At 30.0% G+C, this 17,014-nt stretch carries 12 protein-coding genes and 3 pseudogenes; 12 read left to right on the plus strand and 3 right to left on the minus strand.

Annotated features, from left to right (window positions below):
• Window positions 1–363: 363 nt before the first annotated feature.
• The 9 genes from AB1F57_RS02085 (at window position 364) to AB1F57_RS02125 (ending at window position 11,808) form a co-directional block, all read left to right on the plus strand.
• Window positions 364–1,098 carry a thiocillin/thiostrepton family thiazolyl peptide gene (locus tag AB1F57_RS02085; RefSeq protein WP_367986018.1) on the plus strand — a complete coding sequence of 245 codons (735 nt, stop codon included), beginning with the start codon at window positions 364–366 and terminating at the stop codon, window positions 1,096–1,098.
• 70 nt (window positions 1,099–1,168) lie between these two features.
• Window positions 1,169–1,885, plus strand: a complete 717-nt coding sequence (locus AB1F57_RS02090; protein ID WP_318829816.1) for a hypothetical protein — start codon at window positions 1,169–1,171, stop codon at window positions 1,883–1,885.
• 15 nt (window positions 1,886–1,900) lie between these two features.
• Window positions 1,901–3,637 carry a YcaO-like family protein gene (locus AB1F57_RS02095; RefSeq protein WP_318829815.1) on the plus strand — a complete coding sequence of 579 codons (1,737 nt, stop codon included), beginning with the start codon at window positions 1,901–1,903 and terminating at the stop codon, window positions 3,635–3,637.
• A 9-nt stretch (window positions 3,638–3,646) separates the two neighbouring features.
• A complete protein-coding gene (locus AB1F57_RS02100) occupies window positions 3,647–6,052 on the plus strand; it encodes a hypothetical protein (RefSeq protein WP_367986019.1) in 2,406 nt (801 codons plus the stop codon).
• Window positions 6,053–6,290: 238 nt separating this feature from the next.
• Window positions 6,291–7,142 (plus strand): lantibiotic dehydratase C-terminal domain-containing protein, encoded by an 852-nt coding sequence (locus tag AB1F57_RS02105; RefSeq protein WP_367986020.1) that lies wholly within the window; start codon window positions 6,291–6,293, stop codon window positions 7,140–7,142.
• Window positions 7,126–7,662 carry a hypothetical protein gene (locus tag AB1F57_RS02110; RefSeq protein WP_367986022.1) on the plus strand — a complete coding sequence of 179 codons (537 nt, stop codon included), beginning with the start codon at window positions 7,126–7,128 and terminating at the stop codon, window positions 7,660–7,662. The genes AB1F57_RS02105 and AB1F57_RS02110 overlap by 17 nt, the downstream gene beginning before the upstream one ends.
• 225 nt (window positions 7,663–7,887) lie before the next feature.
• Window positions 7,888–9,276, plus strand: a complete 1,389-nt coding sequence (locus tag AB1F57_RS02115; protein ID WP_318829811.1) for a hypothetical protein — start codon at window positions 7,888–7,890, stop codon at window positions 9,274–9,276.
• A complete protein-coding gene (locus AB1F57_RS02120; protein WP_318829810.1) occupies window positions 9,273–10,931 on the plus strand; it encodes an AMP-binding protein in 1,659 nt (552 codons plus the stop codon). The genes AB1F57_RS02115 and AB1F57_RS02120 overlap by 4 nt, the downstream gene beginning before the upstream one ends.
• Window position 10,932: 1 nt before the next feature.
• Window positions 10,933–11,808 (plus strand): alpha/beta hydrolase, encoded by an 876-nt coding sequence (locus AB1F57_RS02125; RefSeq protein WP_318829809.1) that lies wholly within the window; start codon window positions 10,933–10,935, stop codon window positions 11,806–11,808.
• Between the two features lie 153 nt (window positions 11,809–11,961).
• Here the strand turns inward: AB1F57_RS02125 and AB1F57_RS02130 are convergent, their stop codons facing one another.
• Window positions 11,962–13,176 (minus strand): IS110 family transposase, encoded by a 1,215-nt coding sequence (locus AB1F57_RS02130; protein ID WP_318829808.1) that lies wholly within the window; start codon window positions 13,174–13,176, stop codon window positions 11,962–11,964.
• Window positions 13,177–13,479: 303 nt separating this feature from the next.
• Between AB1F57_RS02130 and AB1F57_RS02135 the strand changes: the two are divergent.
• The 3 genes and pseudogenes from AB1F57_RS02135 to AB1F57_RS02145 all read left to right on the plus strand — a co-directional run bounded on the left by AB1F57_RS02135 (window position 13,480) and on the right by AB1F57_RS02145 (window position 15,688).
• Window positions 13,480–13,940: pseudogene (locus AB1F57_RS02135) on the plus strand (TipAS antibiotic-recognition domain-containing protein).
• A 78-nt stretch (window positions 13,941–14,018) separates the two neighbouring features.
• The gene (locus AB1F57_RS02140) at window positions 14,019–14,894 is read left to right on the plus strand and encodes an ATP-binding protein (protein ID WP_318829806.1); all 876 of its coding nucleotides are present in this window, start codon (window positions 14,019–14,021) and stop codon (window positions 14,892–14,894) included.
• Window positions 14,894–15,688 carry a class I SAM-dependent methyltransferase gene (locus tag AB1F57_RS02145; protein ID WP_318829805.1) on the plus strand — a complete coding sequence of 265 codons (795 nt, stop codon included), beginning with the start codon at window positions 14,894–14,896 and terminating at the stop codon, window positions 15,686–15,688. The genes AB1F57_RS02140 and AB1F57_RS02145 overlap by 1 nt, the downstream gene beginning before the upstream one ends.
• Window positions 15,689–15,860: 172 nt before the next feature.
• On the opposite strand, the pseudogene AB1F57_RS02150 reads toward AB1F57_RS02145, so the two are convergent.
• A pseudogene (locus tag AB1F57_RS02150) lies at window positions 15,861–16,514 on the minus strand (transposase); the annotation flags it as partial.
• A gap of 108 nt (window positions 16,515–16,622) precedes the next feature.
• Window positions 16,623–16,921 (minus strand): annotated as a pseudogene (locus AB1F57_RS02155) (transposase); the annotation flags it as partial.
• Window positions 16,922–17,014: the final 93 nt, after the last annotated feature.

Genomic DNA, 17,014 nt, shown 5'->3' on the forward strand with positions numbered 1-17,014 from the left:
ACTCAAAAAAGACGCTATAATCTCTGTGACTGGGGATTTACCTACTACAGAAATTATAGAGCCGAATAAATCAACATCTTTTTGTCGTGCCTTTTCACAGGACAAACGCATGAAGAAAATATAACTTTCAGAAGTCAGATTTTCAGTCAGATTTTCAATATGTAAACTCATTTTTATCTCTAAATTTATGTTATAATCTCTAATAGAGATAAAGAAATGATGACGAAAAAATGTAAAATAACTTAAAATTTATTGAAAAAATGCATGTAACTCAAAAATGGTTACATGCATTTTCTTCATGCGTTTGGTGTAATCTTGTCAAGATTTTTATTGACATAAATATGTTTTAGTGCTAGAATGGGATTGTCCAAAATAAAACGTTGGAGTAATAAATCAGAAGTGAAGTATTATCACATCTTCCTAGAGAAAGAACCGATTGACATTTTTTTAATACCGACAAGAGAAATAGGTGTTAAAATGCCCTCTAATAGCGATATTTTTAAGATAATTTTTAAGAATATTGGAATAGATAGCGTAAAAATGATTGATAGGATATCATTGCTTTTGCATAACAAAACTAAATATTTTAGTAAATCTAAATGTTCCGATTATATAGTTATTTGCATAGCTGATAGAATAATTGGATTAGATATAGAAAAAAAAGCTATTCAATATCCAATAAGTAGTTATGATATGTTTTTCTCTGTTGATGAAATTAAAACAATCATAGCTTCATCAGATAGTAAGGTGAGATTTACTATCTTTTGGACACTTAAGGAATCGTTGATAAAAGTTTTTAATTTAAAGTTATTCAGCGCTAATAAAATAATGCTTTCTTCATTTCAAAGTGTATTAGTACTTATTTATAATATAGATGAGTATCTATTGACAATTATTTATGCCCCAGCTACTAGGACTAGAAAGGAGGAAAAACAGATGAAAAAATCTTTGTTGAGTATTGATGAGAATATTATTAATGAACTAAATCTTTCTGATTTTGAACTTATTGATGATAATTCGCTTTCTGAGGCTGATGAAAAAGCTATTTTAGGTGCATCATGTACTACGTGCGCTTGCACATGTAGTTGTTGTGGATAAAAATATTTTTTTGATAACGGGAAGTGGTGACTACTTCCCGTTATTTTTTAGAAAACGAAGGGAGATTAATATGTATTATTTATTTAAGGAAAATAATTTTTATTTGGAACTAGATAATGGTGGTATTTATTTGAAAAATGAGTTTGGCGCGATTAAAATTGATAAAAAGGGAGCATACAATGTTTTTCTAAACCTCATATCGTTACTCGATGGACAACAGGATATTGAGCAAGCAATCAACGAAATTGATAACTCAAACATAAAACAAACATATAAAAGTATATTAGAAATATTAGTCGGCAGAAATTTTTTGTACTATTCAGAAGCAAAAATTGACTTACATTCATTCCAGCTTCCAGAAAAAGCTCTTCTTCCTTTTATCAGTAATCTAGATTTTATAACTCATAACACTCTCAAAAGTCTAGTTGAAGTGGAGGCAAGTAATTCTCAAATATATAACATATTCTGTCTAGATTCTTTAAAATATTTTGATGAAATAAGATTTAAAGAAAATAACGAGATTAATTGTATCAAAATCTCCTATGGTTGTAAAGAAGAATGTTTAAAAAGTTGGAATATTTATTGTGTGAATGGAGATTTAGTAGCTAGTAAATCTATGATTGATAATACTCCCCCTATTAATTTACAAACATTTCCAAAAGAATTTTTGAAGTTATTATTTAACGTAGTGACAATTAATATTTTAATTGATTTGTATTATGGACAGCGAATAGAGCAATTTAAAGATTACTATGTGCTAGACACGAAACTGTTACAAATATCATAAATTTCAGGAGGATATATGGTATCGTTTTTGTATTTTGGAGAGTTGTTGGTTTCTCATTATGAAGGTGAAGGATGTTGTTTATCATGTATTTTAACACGTTATTTTAATACTAGAAAAGATAGAGCTATTTTGAAAAAATCTAATGCTGCACTAGGCAGTGCAGGCGATTATGATTTTATTTTTCAAGATATGGCTCGTAATATAGAGTTATTATTAAATAAAGATATAAATTTAGTAGATGAATTTGGAAGACGTAAAGTTGTAAAAATTGATAGCAGAACGCTTAATTTAGAGACTTCATATTGTAACCCTGTCCCAGATTGTGAATACTGTTCTACTTTGCCTATTGATTCTGAAGAATTAGCTTACGATGCAGGAAAGCAGATGTTACAGGAGATAAACTCGAAAAGTAATCTCCCATTTCGAAAACATAAGAGTGTGTTTTGGGGAAATTGGATAGATAAATTGTTCTTAGATAAAAATTTTGGAGTTATAAGTTGCTTGTTGGATTATTTTGGTGGCTCTTTTCCTACTGCTATTGCAATGTTACCTTTAGAGAATGGAATTGATGAACCAGGAAGTGGTCGAACAAGTAGTATTGATACTAGTAGAGCCATTGCAATGATAGAAGCTTTGGAGAGATATGCTGGATTTAGACCTAGAGGTAAAAAAACAAAAATTTTTGATAGCTTATATCAGCTAGAACAGGAGAATTATCCAGTATTTGAGATTCAGAAATTTATATTAAATCAAAATTCTATTTCAAATAAAGGGATTACGACTAATAATAAATTCATATTTGATTCACATAAAAAGTATCATTGGGTTTATGGATATAATTTAACTAGTCAGAATGCTGTTTTAATTCCAGAAACATTAGTTTACTATGGTCTAGTACTTAAAGATTCGTCTTATAAAGACGAAATTTTCACCTATGAAATTTCAAATGGTTGCTCTACAGGAGGAAGTTTATTAGAATCTAGTTATTATGGCTTGTTAGAAGTTATTGAGAGAGATAATTTTTTAACAATGTGGTACTTTGATAGGCGAATAATTGAAATCGATTTTTCTGGTAATTTAATGCATGAGGAATTAATTGATAATTTAGTTTTTTTCTCTAAAAAGTATCAGGAATTTAAACTAAGATTTTTTGATATTTCAACAAATCTGACAGTTAAAACAGTGATGTGTACTATTCAGCGAATTAGTGTGGATAAGAAAAAAATGAATTTTATGTGTGCAACTTCATCTGATTTTTCTATTGAAGAAGCAATGTGTAAAGCAATGCATGAGATAACAAGCATCTTTTTTGGTCTAGAAGAGAGATTTATAGAGGAGTATGATGAGGTTGTAAAAAAATCAAAAGATATAACCCTTATTCATAATATGACAGATCACTGTTTAGTATATGGACACTTTGAAAAGATAAAAGATATTACTTTTTGGGATAGAATAACTGAAATAAAAAAAGTAGAGGACTACATGGAAAGACCCAATTTCTCTTTAAATAAAGCTTATTCTATCTTGATAGATGAACTCAGGAAGCAAGATAAGGATATTTTGGTCTTTGATCAAACTACTGAGGAAATGAAAAAAATTGGTCTATATTGTACCAAAACTATGGTGCCCGGCTTACTGCCGATGACTTTCGGCTATAATAATTTAAGAATCTCTCAAGAAAGGGTAGAGGATTTGGAAAGGTATGAGCAAAAGAGACTAAAGGTAAACTTTCAACCTCATCCATTTCCCTAGGAACTGCTTGTGAAAGAAGAAAAAAAGGATTCCAGGAATATTAAAAAAAATTTGAGGAAGTTATATCCCTCTCCAGTTATGTTAAAAAGAAAGTGCCTATTTTTGGAAGAAAAGAGTTTTTTTGCTCAATATAAGAAACTTTTGGCTCAAAATTCTAAAACCTCGGATTTGGAATATGAATTAGAGAAAACTCTTGAGAAACTTCTAGATAATATGTATTTTGAAATAGGTAATTTAGATGAAGCTGTTTATAAGGAAGCTGTTTATATAAGGAAAAAAGTTAGAAAGAGGAATTTTAATGTTTCTGAAGAACAATTAAAAAAGTATTTTACAAAAGAGACTCAGGAATTATTTTTCAGATGTAAAGAATTATCTCTTGAAATAATTGATTGTCACAAGACACAAAGCGATATTTTTGAAAGTATAAAAGAGAGTGAGGAAGAAAACTTACGGCATTTACTTATTAATAATTTTAATTTTAGAAATGGTGTTTATCATTCTGGCGATGCAACATTTTTGGAGCAGTTAGATAAATTTGTCTTAAAAAATTTAAACGATAAAAATAAAAAACTAAAAGTTTGTCGTGCTCTCCAAAATTATAAGAATAGAATGATGTTCAAACCAACTCCGTTTAGTACGTTTGTGAGTACAGAAATACTTTGCATTGATGAACAACTTGAGTATTCCTCTCTCAATAAAACGAGCAGCCAATTTTCTAAAGTTATGCTAAACGAGCAAATATTCTTTCAATTAAGCCATAACTTATTAAATAATTTTAGCTTAATAGATAGTTTTTATGTAAAACTGAATCCTACCATTATTAAATTAAGGGATCAATATTTATATTTTACTTTAGAATCGACAGAGACAGGTATTGAATATTATTACTATAGAGAAAAAATAAGAACAATTTCACAAAATGAAAAGTTAAATTTACTTATAGGTAAATTACAGTCAAAAAACAATCTGTTAATTGAATTGGCTAAAGAACTTGCTATGTTGGATAATAAAAACTTTAGTAATATATCAGACACAATAAATTACATTCTATACTTATCTGAAATTGGTTTTTTACATCGAAATTTTAACATATCTCAGTTTGACTATAATGGCTTAGAGAAAATGGGGAATGTGTCTTTAAAAGCTAATGAAAATAGTCTGGATAAATTGTCATCAAAAGTAATGGAATTGACCACCGTTTTGAATAGAATTAATATAGAAAAATCTAATTTTGATATAGGATCGATAAAAAATAAACTTATAAGATTAGCTAAAGAGATTCTAAGAGAATCTGGGGATGATGAACCTAATGTCGAAGGTCTAGATTATAAAAATATTATTTACGAGAATAATATTGTCCCTGTTTTAGGCCGAACTAAGATACCGAATGTTACTTTTTTAGAAAGTTTATATGGTATAGAGAAGATATTTCGGATATTGGATAATAGTATTATTAGCAAAATCTTAATAAGAAATATATTTTTGGCTAAGTTTAAACAATCTGATAGTGTAACTTTGCTTGATCTTTACATGGAATATATGAAAGTCGTAAAATTAAATGAATCACATATTTATTTAAAAGATAGTAAAGATTATGCTACTATTGAAACATTAAGAAAAGATATTTTAGAATATTTAAAACTTTCCTTAAAAAAGGATAAAATCAATTTCTCATTGGAGAAAATTGATAGTTATATCAAAAGAATGCCAAAGATCTTCAATCAGAAAGTAAATTATGGAGTTTATTTTCAACAAAGTCAAAGTGGTGAATTGATAGTAAATAAATTTGCTCCAGGATCTTTGCGCCATTTCAGTAGATATATTGAATATCTTGATGTTGAAGAAAAAGTTAAATTCACTAAAATTTCAAAAGAGTATATTGATACACTTGAAAAAACACAAAATAAGAAGTTTGCAGATATTGGTACAACCTTAGGATTAAACATTAATAAGCATACTGAGTTAGCTAATTATACTATAGGATATCCACATGCTTATACAAATTCTAATATAGACATTTCACAACTAAGAGTATTTTATGACTCAGATATCGAAAATATAAAATTGATTGATGAAAAAAATAATATAATAGATATTTCTCCAATGGGATTTCAATTTCATAGAACAGCTCCAGACTTATATTGTTTTTTATCATTATTATCAAGTTCTCAGGGGATTGAATTAAATATATGGGATAGTTTTTCAGGATACTTTGGATTTGATGAGACAAAATTTTTTCCACAGATTACCGTAGAGAATACATTTATTATTGAACGTAAAACATGGAAATTTGATTCTATGGAATACAAGCTAAGTAACCCAAGACATCTTAATGAGTTAGAGCGATATTTAAGATATATAGATTTCTTCAAGAAATTAAATATACCATCAGAAAAATTTTTGTTCGTGCAGTAGAAGATATAAACGTAAAAGAAACTCCTAGTACGGAAGTTATGAATGAATGGCTCCAAAAAATAACGAACAATAAATTGCGGAAGCCTCAATTATATGATTTAGCTAGTTACAATGATTTTAAAAATTTGGATAGTATAATTTTTAATTGTTCTGGGATAATTACAGCCCAAGAATTATATCCTAATACCCATCCAGCAGAGGAATTTCTAATTGAAATTAATGAATTATAGGAGAAGCAATGTGGTATAATTTCAAAATTTATTATTATAAAAATCAAGATGAGCTTTTGACGAATATGATTAGTGCGTATTTTGATAACAATTCAATTACAGATTTCTTCTTTATTCGATATTGGGAAGGAGGTCCTCATATTCGTTTACGTGTTAAGAAGAACAGTAGTTTTTCCGAAAAAGATTTTATACAAAAAATTAAAGACTACATGGAGAAAGTTCCATCTGTAGCTGTAATTAATGAAGAATATCTTTTGAAAAGTATGGAAAATTTAGCTTTGCAAGAGAATATAGATACTCATAGTATTGATCTTATAGCAGATAATAGTGTTATTATAGATGATTATCTACCTGAGATTGGTAAATATGGAAATGTTGGTATAAAATTTGCAGAAAAAGAGTTTGTTTATAGTAGTCATTTAGCTCTTTTATTTCTTAATTTTGTAAATAATAGTATTGAAAAAAAGCTTATTGCAGCATTATTTAGTGTAAACTTAGTGTTGATAACGCTCGATAAGAAACAGATGACTAGTTTTTTTGAATACTATACTAGTTATTGGTCAAAATATTTAGTAGAAGATAGCTTATTAAAGGTAAAAGATAATTTAAATAAGTTTGACCCGGGGTTAATACCTATAGAATTTGTAAACGAAATAGAAGGTGTATTCAAGCAGACACATTTCAATATTATACATAGTGAAATTTTTGAACAACTGAAGATTCAAGAAACATCAGTTTCGGTAGCTCAGTTTTTATTCAATTTTATCCATTTATTTAATAATAGGTTAGGAATTAAACCTGAGGATGAAATTGTTGTGTCATTACTAGGAGAGAAAATAATAAATGAAAAATTATCATAAAGATAACACTATAAATGAAATAGATAATGACTATTTTTTAAAAGTTAGTGGTAATACGTTGAAAAAAGTTAATAGTAGCGGAATTAATATATTAAAAAAGGAAATGGGGAGAGAGGCAGATAATATTTTGTCAGAATTTCTAATGTTTATGAATCCTTACACCAAATTATATGCTACAACCTCAAATAAAACTGAAATGTTAATTTCATTACTATTAATTTTTGTAGAGACTAATTTTGATGATATGATCAATGGTGGCAAATCACTTTGCTCACATTCCCAAGGTTTTTTTACTTTTTTTAAGAATAACCAAGAGGTAGAGGAATATTACAATAGAATTTTTAAACAGCATAGGAATGAGTTATCTAAAATTTTTAATAACATACCTTATGTAAAAAAAGAAATATTTTACCAAAAATATTGCAACTTTATTCCAAAACTAAAACAAGAGGTTCAATCTAAAATTGAATGTCAAAAGATTTTTTTAAAAATAATGATGATGATTTATCAAATCAATTAGATAAGAGCAAATTTCATAAAGATTTATTAGTTAATCCTAATTGGGAAAAAAGTCTTAATTCTATTTCTTTTAAATGTTCTAGATTTATGACTATTTGTCAGTATGAATATTTGTATTGTTGCTTAGGTATTGACTATAAAATGAGAACATTGCTATGTTATATGGCATATAAAATCATTGAGATAGAAAAAAACTATAAATATTTCTAGTTTCTAGGAGTTGATTATGAAAGATAGTAAATATGACATTATACAATTTTTAAATGAAACATTGTATAATCCTGATAAACTTAGTGTAGATCTTCCAAAACAAAAATGGTACAAAATTAATCCGACTAGAGGTATTAAGAAAAATATATATCAATTTGATTTGAGTAATTCTCGAAATGAATTTTCTATATTTATTAATGAAGTGTTTGGATTAACAAAATATTGTCCAACTATAATTGAAAATAAATTGCTTCATTTTTTTAAAAGAGATGTTGCATGTGGTGGAGGACTTTATCCGAATAATATTTATCTAATAAAAAAACAAAAAGATAAATTATTTATTTATCAATACAATCCTTGGTTTAACAGTTTAAATTTTATTGCTTCTATTTTAGATGAAAACAATATATTATTGGAAGAAGAGAGCTTCCTTGTATTCAGTGAATACTATTGGAAAAACTGGCCAAAATATAATTACTTTGGATATCGATTAATGCTAGTTGATAGTGGGTATTTAATGGCTCATGCTAGCATATTGCTTAGTGGTAAATCGAAAAGGCATGAAGTTCATCTAGATTCAAATCTTCATAATGAATTATATAAAATTTTACAAATTGATACTAGTTTTGAATCCCTAGTGGGAGTTATTAAAATGTTTTATCCTTTTGACTTAACTTCAATAATTATGGAGGATAAAAATATAATTGAATATAGTTTATCAGATGATTGGGATAGCGAGGATAACTTATTGTATGATAGTATTGAAAAAAATATTTTATCGGAAGATTATAGAATTATTCAAATGATAGACTGTGATATTACTTCTTCAATCAAGTTTAACAATAACTGGAAAAAATATAGAGTATCTCCAGGTGGTGGAGCTATGATTTCTCGTAAGAAATTTAGTCAGAATAAATTATTATATTTACTATCGGATTTTTATCAATTAATGACTAAATATCATAATTTATCTGAGGGAATTAAGTTTTATATATACATAAATAAAGTAGAGTGTTTGGAATCTGGATTTTATACTTTTGATTCTAGAGGCTTATCTTTTATAGATAAGGTAGAAAGTTATAAGTTTCAGAATATATTGAGAAAGAAAAATTTTAATTTAAATGAGGTTCAAGTCATGTTCTTTTTTGCTTCGGAAATAGATTTATATGATTCAGCATTTAAATTATCTGATTATAAAAATACTCAGGTAAAGGTAGGTTTTATTAGCCAAATACTCACATATGTTGCTTGTCAATATTGTTGTTATACTCATCCAATACTGGGATATGATATAGGTAAATTAGAGAAGTTTTTCTTAACAGATGAAATAGTATTGAATCTTGTTTTATTATCAGATGCAAAGAATTCTATTTTACATAAAATATATATAGAAAGAGGAGTATGATGGATAAATTAGTAGCTTATTTATCAGAACGAACTGGAATTATTACTATTTCTGATGATGATTTTTTGGTAGAGGATTTACATCTTACTTCACGTCAGTTAGTTGATTTAGCTATTTTTATTAAAAATACTTTTAAAGTTGTTATAGAATTATACGATGATATAACAGTATCAGAATTAAAAAGAAGACTCTTATATAAAATAGAGAGCTCAAATTTTAATGCGGCAGAGTATTTCATATTAGAGAGAAATATAAATAGTGGTAAAGGAGATAATATAGCTCTTAGATCAGAGAGTGATTCTATTACATATAATAAATTTTGGGAGTTAATAAATATTGATGAATCCGGTATTTTTAATGAGTTAATTAACAGTAATAGGTGTTTATTGTTAACAAATGATTCTGTCTACCCTGTTGTTGTTTATTGGGGATTATTAAAATATAAAACAACAGTTGGTTTAATAAATTTTCAAAATATTGATAGTTATCAACTTGAAAGTATTATAAATATCGGAGAATATGATTATTTAGTGGTTTCAGAAACATACGCAGGCACTATTGATTTACAAATGATTTCCTCATTGTGTAATATAATTATTCTTAAAGAAAATAGTCTAGAGTATTCTAAAATTGTTAACTCTAAACAGAAAAATCATACAATACAAGAAGGTGGTTTTGTCGTCTATTCATCTGGTAGTACAGGAATACCAAAAGGGGTGCTACATGATCAAATTGATATGTACTATGCCTGTATTACGTATGGAAAAGAAATACTTGATTTAAAACCAAGTGATAGTGTATATGCAATGTCAAATTTAGGTTATGCCTTCTCATTCTGTACGGCTACGTTCCAGACTTTTTATGCAGGAGCAACTTCTTTAATATTAGATTCCAAAAATATTTGGAAAATCGTTGACAACATTAACCGTTTTAAACCAACAGTGATAGCAGGTATACCAAAAATTTATTCATTAATTATTGAGTTACAAGCTGTATCAAAACTGAATGAAAACTCTGTTAGATTAGCTTTAAGCAGTGGAGAAGCATTATCCATGAAAATATGGAATGAATGGTATGATTTATTTAAACAACCAATTATAGAGGGATATGGTTCGTCAGAGTTGCTAGTTGGTGTTATATCAAATTCATTACAATATTTCAAAAAAGGAAGTTCAGGAAAATTATTGAATGGTTTTGAGGTAACATTTACTGATAAAGGTGAATTAATCATTGAGGGACCTAGCATATCTAACAATATTTTTGGGGAAGAGTTTTCTGGTAGTAAAAAAATAGCAACAAATGATATATTTAAAGTTGATCAAGAGGGCTATTATTGGTATATGGGACGTTCTAATTTCATTGTAAAATATAATGGAACATGGTTAAATCCTCAAGAAGTTGAAAAGGCGCTTATAGAAAATACTAATATTTCCGAATGTTTAATTCATACGTTTGACTTAGAATTATATTGTTATTTTACTATAAATAAAGACGATCAAGTAACTCTTAATGATATTCGAAATATTTTTATTAAAGATTTCAATTCGAAAATTTTTCCATCAAAAATAATTAGAGTTGAAAGTTTACCAAGGAATGTTAATGGAAAGATAGTTAGAGAAAGAGTCCCTAACAAATATTGGATAGAAGAATTGTGATATGAGGAATGAGATTTTAGTTGATAATGAATTATTGTTTTTTGAGACGTTAGGAAATGACTGTAACCCTCCGATACTCTACATACATGGAGCACCTGGAATTGGAGTTCTAGATTTTATTTATTTTCAAGGTGAAAATTTTGAATCAGATTTCTATGTAGTAGCTCCTGAACAACGGGGAGTTTGGAGATCTGATGCGGTCAAAGAATATAGTATAGAGAAGATTATTAACGGCTATGAAACTATAAGAAAGAACTTAGGTATAAAAAAATGGAATGTACTTACGCATTGCTTTGGTGCAAGAATATTTATCGAATATTATAGAAAATTTCCTGAGGTATTTGAGAAAATTGTTTTTGAGAATCCGATAATAACTTCGATTGAGCCATTTGAAAATATTATTCCATTACAGTTGAAGATATTAAAAAATAAAAATATTAATGAGTACAATAGATTATTACCTATATGTAATGAAATTCATACGATTTCAGACTTAGAGTGTTTCAGTGAACAACTCTCTAAGGCAATTGAGATGGATACTAATCACTTAATCATGGGTGAAAAGACAGTTAAGGAATTAAAAAAGCTAAAGAAATTTTATGATTATAATAATTCACTAAAATCTAGGGAAACAGAAATAATGATGAGTAGAGCAGAGTCACTATATTCTATTGAAGAGGATTATCTAATCAAACTTCCATTATTGGTCTTGTATTCATCTAAAGATATTAGCATGAACACTAAAACTTTAGAGAACATTGAAAAAAGAGCTCTGACATGTGAAATAATATATTTTCAGAATAGTAAGCATTGGATTCATATTGATGAAGCGCAGAAATATTATGATACAGTAATTAATTTTTTTAATAAAGATTAAAGCACTAATAGTTAATACTTAAGTATAGAATAGTCAATATAGTAGAGAAAAAGTTTGAAAAAAATAAAAGCTAATTGATTTATTGTTTATCCTGATTTTGGGCGCACTAAAAGAGGTGTTGAAACCTGATTTTTGAGATTAAGCGACATTGAATCAGTGCTGTTGTGCAAAACGAACAGCGTCTTGAACAGATATCGTTTTATCAGGATTTCGTATTTCGGTCAGTCCTTGTAAAACAGGATTGTAGTCTTCTTGTTTCCGTAGCACTTGGTACACAGAAACCAGTAATCTGCGACAGATAGCGATAATTGTTTTTCGGTGTCCACGGCGTTTCTTGAGTTTAAGATACTTGTTTCTCAATTCTGGATGCTTATCAGATTTGACAACAGCGTTTGCGACTTGAACAAGGAAAGGTTTCAGGTATTTTCCCCCTTTAGAAATGCGCGTAGAAAACTTTTTCCCAGCACTTTCATTGTTGGCAGGGACAAGTCCAGCCCAGGAACACAGTTTGGCAGCTGAATCAAAGACTGTCATATCGCAACCAATTTCTGAGATGATTCTGAGAGCAGATAAGTCCTCTTTGAAACCAGGTACGGTTTGAATTAGTTTTACTTGATGTTGATAGTCTTGTCCCAGTTCCCGAATCATCTGTTCCAAATCTTCTTTACAGATAGCTAAGGCATCATAATGAGATTGGATAACTCTGATTTTCTCAGCTTGTTCAGGTGTTAAAGCACCTGCCATAGCGATTTCCAAGTCTTGGACTTTATTCTTCATTCTCTTGTGAACCAGTTGCTCAATATTGGGTTTATCTTGTGGATTGTCAAGGATGCTCTTAATAATAGCTTGAGCACTTTTTCCGAAAACTTCGGAAACGACACTTGCAATTTGAAGATTAGACCAAATGAGACAGTTCTGATACCGATTTTTCTCGCCAACCTGAAGTTGTGTTAGCTTCATGCGATATCTGAAAAGGTCACGGAGTTGTCTGATTTTGAGCGGGGGAATAAAGCTAGAAGCAACTAAATCATGCTTGAAGAGGTCGGCTATCCATTGCGCATCTTTCTTGTCGGTTTTCTTTCCTCGAATAGCTTTGACATATTTGGGATGAGCTAAGCAGACATTGGTCTGTTCTTCTAGGATATTGAAAACAGGAATCCAGTATTTACCAGTAGATTCCATACAGACATCGAAGCAGGAATAATATTCCAACCAATCACGTAGCTGAGTGAGTCCATTGGTAAAGGTGGAGAAGCGTTTACGATGGTACTCAGTAATTCCTTGATTATTGGCGATGGCAATAACTGCTACGACAAAAGTTTTATGCACATCAATTTCACAACAATTAGGATAAACGATTTTTAACATAGGAGGAAACTCCTTTCTCAAAAGTAGAGAAGCTCCTATCCCTTGACTGCTCTTCCTTTTCACAAACGAGTCGCTTATCCAAGTATAAGTTTACGTGCTCTTAGTCACAGTTAGATGTGCTTGATAGGAAGAACCACACCTATAATTATTCGAGGTAGTAGCTGAACTACTCACTTACTCTCCTCCCCGTGATTTGTAGTAGTGATAGGGCTTCTCACTGTTATTATAGACAAAAATAAAGAGCATAACACCTTTTCATTCAGTGTTGTGCCTTGAGTGAAACGAAAGGAATAAATTATAATTATGAAGAAAAAAGATAAAAAACTAAAAAAGAACAAAAAAATTGAGGAAAAAACCAGAGTAGCAGAACTAACAAATGATTGGGGATCTAGTCTTGTTAAAGAGTCTAATAAAAATTGGAACTCTTATAGTGATACACAGCAAGAAGATATACTAGAGGAATGTGAGAAGATTTTTTTAGAAATTGCTAATTTTCAAAAAGAAGGGGTTGAAAGCGAAGAAATCAAGGCTCTCCTAGTAAGATGGCATAAATTTATCCAATATTTTTATGAGCCTTCATTAGAGGTGTTAAGGGGTTAGGCTATCTGTATGCGGACGATGAAAGATTTAGAGTTAAATTTGAAGAAATTGATCCTAATTTACCAGATTTTTTAAAATCAGCTATTGATTATTATGTAGATGAATTAGAGGATATTTGGTTGCAGGAACAATATGAAACTCTTGAAAATAATAACGAATTATAAATTTTAAAATAGGTATTATCATTTACCTTTTGAAAAATGTTAAGGTGAATCTAAGAAGTAAGAATGAGAGGAATAAATTTGAGTAAGATTCAAAAAAAGGGAAGGTATGTATCTCCTGATAAAGTAGTATCCAATAATGGAACAGAGTCTCTTTTTGAGATAGTTGAACCAAAGAAAAGTTTAGATGATTTAATTTTGGAAGAGAGTGCTAGAGAGCAAATTGAGAGCTTGATAACCAAGATAAAGAATTATGATATTCTATATAATAAATTTGGATTAAAAGAAATTGATCCATCAGGTGGAAGAACGGCAATTAACTTATACGGTCCTCCAGGAACTGGAAAGAGTGTTACTGCTGAAGCGATTGCAAAGGAATTGGGAAAAAAAGTTATAAGAGCAAATTACGCTGAGATAGAATCGAAATTTGTTGGGGAAACGCCTAAAAATATCAAAGTTTTATTTTCAGAAGCAGCAAAAAATGATTCAATTTTAATTTTTGATGAAGCAGATTCATTGCTAAGTAAGCGACTATCATCAGTAAATCAAAGTACAGATCACGCGGTTAATGTGACCAAATCAGTATTGTTATTAGAATTAGATGCTTTCTCTGGGATTGTTATCTTTACAACAAATTTTGGAGAAAACTATGATCCTGCTTTTGTTAGAAGGATTATTGGCCATATAAAATTAGAATTACCTAATGAAGAATTGAGACGTTCATTATTAAAGCAATTGATTCCATCTGCGCTACCTGTACGACTCTCTGAAAGTGATATAGATCAAATTATTACTCAGACAGAAGGATTCTCAGGTGGTGACATGCTAAATATGGTATTATATGCTAGTTCTACAGCGGTTAATAGAGATGGGGAATACTGTGAAGTTTTGAATTCAGATTTCTTGGCTGCTATCAATATTTTACATCAGGCTAAAAAGGAAGTAGGTAATAAGTGATGGAAACGAAACTTAGTGGAATTTCACAGTCTTTACTTCTTCCTCTTTATGCAAGAGCTGAAGAAACTCAAAGAACAGATGCTTTATTTAAAGATTTTACAGCAATAAAAATATTAAAGGATTTAGAAATTGCTCCTTCGAAATATAATAAATCAAATTTCTCTACTTTGGGTTGCATTGCTCGGACTAAAATTTTAGATGATAAAGTTAAGGAATATATAGCAAAAAATCCAGAAGCTAGAATAATAAATTTAGGATGTGGATTAGATGATAGATATCGACGTGTTGATAATGGCAGGATACATTGGTATAATATAGATTTCCCAGAAGTGATTTCTTTAAGAGATAAATATATTCAAAATGATGAACGAGTTATAAATTTGGCTCAATCAGTTTTGGATTACATTTGGTTAGATAAAATTTCATATAATCATTCTGATAACATTTTGATTATAGCAGAAGGATTATTGATGTATCTTGAAGAGAAAGAAGTAAAAGAATTATTTATAAATATTGCATCTAAATTTAATAATTTGACCTTGTATCTAGAATTAATGAGTAGTTGGATGGTTCAGAACCAAAAATTTCATGACATAACAGATTCAGATAAAATTATTTTTAAATGGGGAGTTGATAAAACTAAAGATTTCGAAGATATTTGTCCTAATTATCAATTATCAGAAAGTATCAATCTAACGTATTTTATGAAAAAACGTTCAATATTCCTTAAATTATTTTCTAAAAAAATGGAAAAAATTAATAATCATATTGCTATCTTTAATAAAAAGTTTTAATGAGATTTGAGTTGCACCCCAATCGTTAGATACAAAATCTAACGACTGGGGTGCTATTTTTATGAAACTTAGCTATGAAGATAAGATTCAAATTTATGACTTGCGACAAAAGTAACCGCCCAATAACGAAGTATATTGAAAAAGGCTCCAAAGTCGACCTTGGAACCTTTTTCTATTTACGTGCTCTCTTAATTGTTTCGTCCCATGGCAAATAGGCTTCTAGAACCTCCTTTTTTGCGAGCGTCTCCTCATTAGGTAAGTGTTCTAGAAGATAGGTCATATATTTCTCTGAATCAAGGCCACATCGCTTAGCCGTTTCCAAAAAACTCAAAATGATAGCTGTCGACTTGGCTCCCTCAAAACTTTGGGAGAACAACCAATTTTTACGAGTCATAACCAAGGTCTTCATAGCCCTCTCAGCCATATTGTTAGATAGGACTAAGTTACCATCCGAGAGAACGGTTCGGAAGGTGATTTCGTATTCAAGTTGCAGTACCCAATTTGGAACCTGGCAATACGACCTGATTGCGATACCAATCAAAGAACTCATCCATCAAAGGGGCAAACTCTGTCTGGCGTTTATGCAGTCGCTCCTCGCTAGACAAATCTGCCCAGTCATTCTCTAAGGCAAATAGGCGGTCGTAATAGGCTAAGCCCTTATCGCCTAGAGAATTCTTGTCAGTCTTCTTAGGAGTCGTCTCAAAAAACTTTCGTCTGACGTGAGTCCAACAACCAACCAGCTGTGCCTTGTCTAATTGGCGATAAGCACTCCGCATGTCACAATGTACGTAGCCCCATAATCTCCAAGAAATTCCTCCATAACTAATACTCTTTAAAAATCAAAAGGATACGTCGTCAACTTGTCTCGGTGAACGCTAGTTCTACCTTCGGCTTCGTTTCCTAGTCTACTTTCGATTTTTATTGAGTATAAGCTACTCCGTCGTTTGTCATGATGATAAAGGGTGATCCCCTTTTTCTCATTTTCCCAGACAAGAAGGTCCATTAGAAGGTTAACTCGCTATCATTTTCTAGGACTTTCTAGGAGTTTTCATCCGCATGGATAATAGGCTGCTCCAACAATTTCTCGTGCACTAGGTTATAAATTGGTTTGAAATAATACTGACTAGAATTGATGTGCCAGTTGGCTATTTCCTTCCGGCTGATTGGCAGGCCAAGCTTATGCTGACGGTAATTCGGCACCTTAAGATTGAGCTTCTGATGAATTGTGTGGGCGTAATATCGATAGGCAGGCAGATATTATTTGGAATTCCTCGCAAAAGAATTATTACTATGGTTTTAAAGCTCACATGTTAGTCATCATGTCGG

This window comes from Streptococcus nasisuis, assembly GCF_040836615.1.
Taxonomy (GTDB): Bacteria; Bacillota; Bacilli; order Lactobacillales; family Streptococcaceae; genus Streptococcus; species Streptococcus suis_V.

Bases quoted from the DNA above. Each gene is read 5' to 3' on its own strand.
- AB1F57_RS02115 (WP_318829811.1), top strand. From the start codon at position 7,888: ATGAAAGATAGTAAATATGACATTATACAATTTTTAAATGAAACATTG.
- AB1F57_RS02110 (WP_367986022.1), top strand. From the start codon at position 7,126: ATGAAAAATTATCATAAAGATAACACTATAAATGAAATAGATAATGAC.
- AB1F57_RS02090 (WP_318829816.1), top strand. From the start codon at position 1,169: ATGTATTATTTATTTAAGGAAAATAATTTTTATTTGGAACTAGATAAT.
- AB1F57_RS02130 (WP_318829808.1), bottom strand. From the start codon at position 13,176: ATGTTAAAAATCGTTTATCCTAATTGTTGTGAAATTGATGTGCATAAA.
- AB1F57_RS02120 (WP_318829810.1), top strand. From the start codon at position 9,273: ATGATGGATAAATTAGTAGCTTATTTATCAGAACGAACTGGAATTATT.
- AB1F57_RS02105 (WP_367986020.1), top strand. From the start codon at position 6,291: ATGTGGTATAATTTCAAAATTTATTATTATAAAAATCAAGATGAGCTT.
- AB1F57_RS02125 (WP_318829809.1), top strand. From the start codon at position 10,933: ATGAGGAATGAGATTTTAGTTGATAATGAATTATTGTTTTTTGAGACG.
- AB1F57_RS02095 (WP_318829815.1), top strand. From the start codon at position 1,901: ATGGTATCGTTTTTGTATTTTGGAGAGTTGTTGGTTTCTCATTATGAA.
- AB1F57_RS02145 (WP_318829805.1), top strand. From the start codon at position 14,894: ATGGAAACGAAACTTAGTGGAATTTCACAGTCTTTACTTCTTCCTCTT.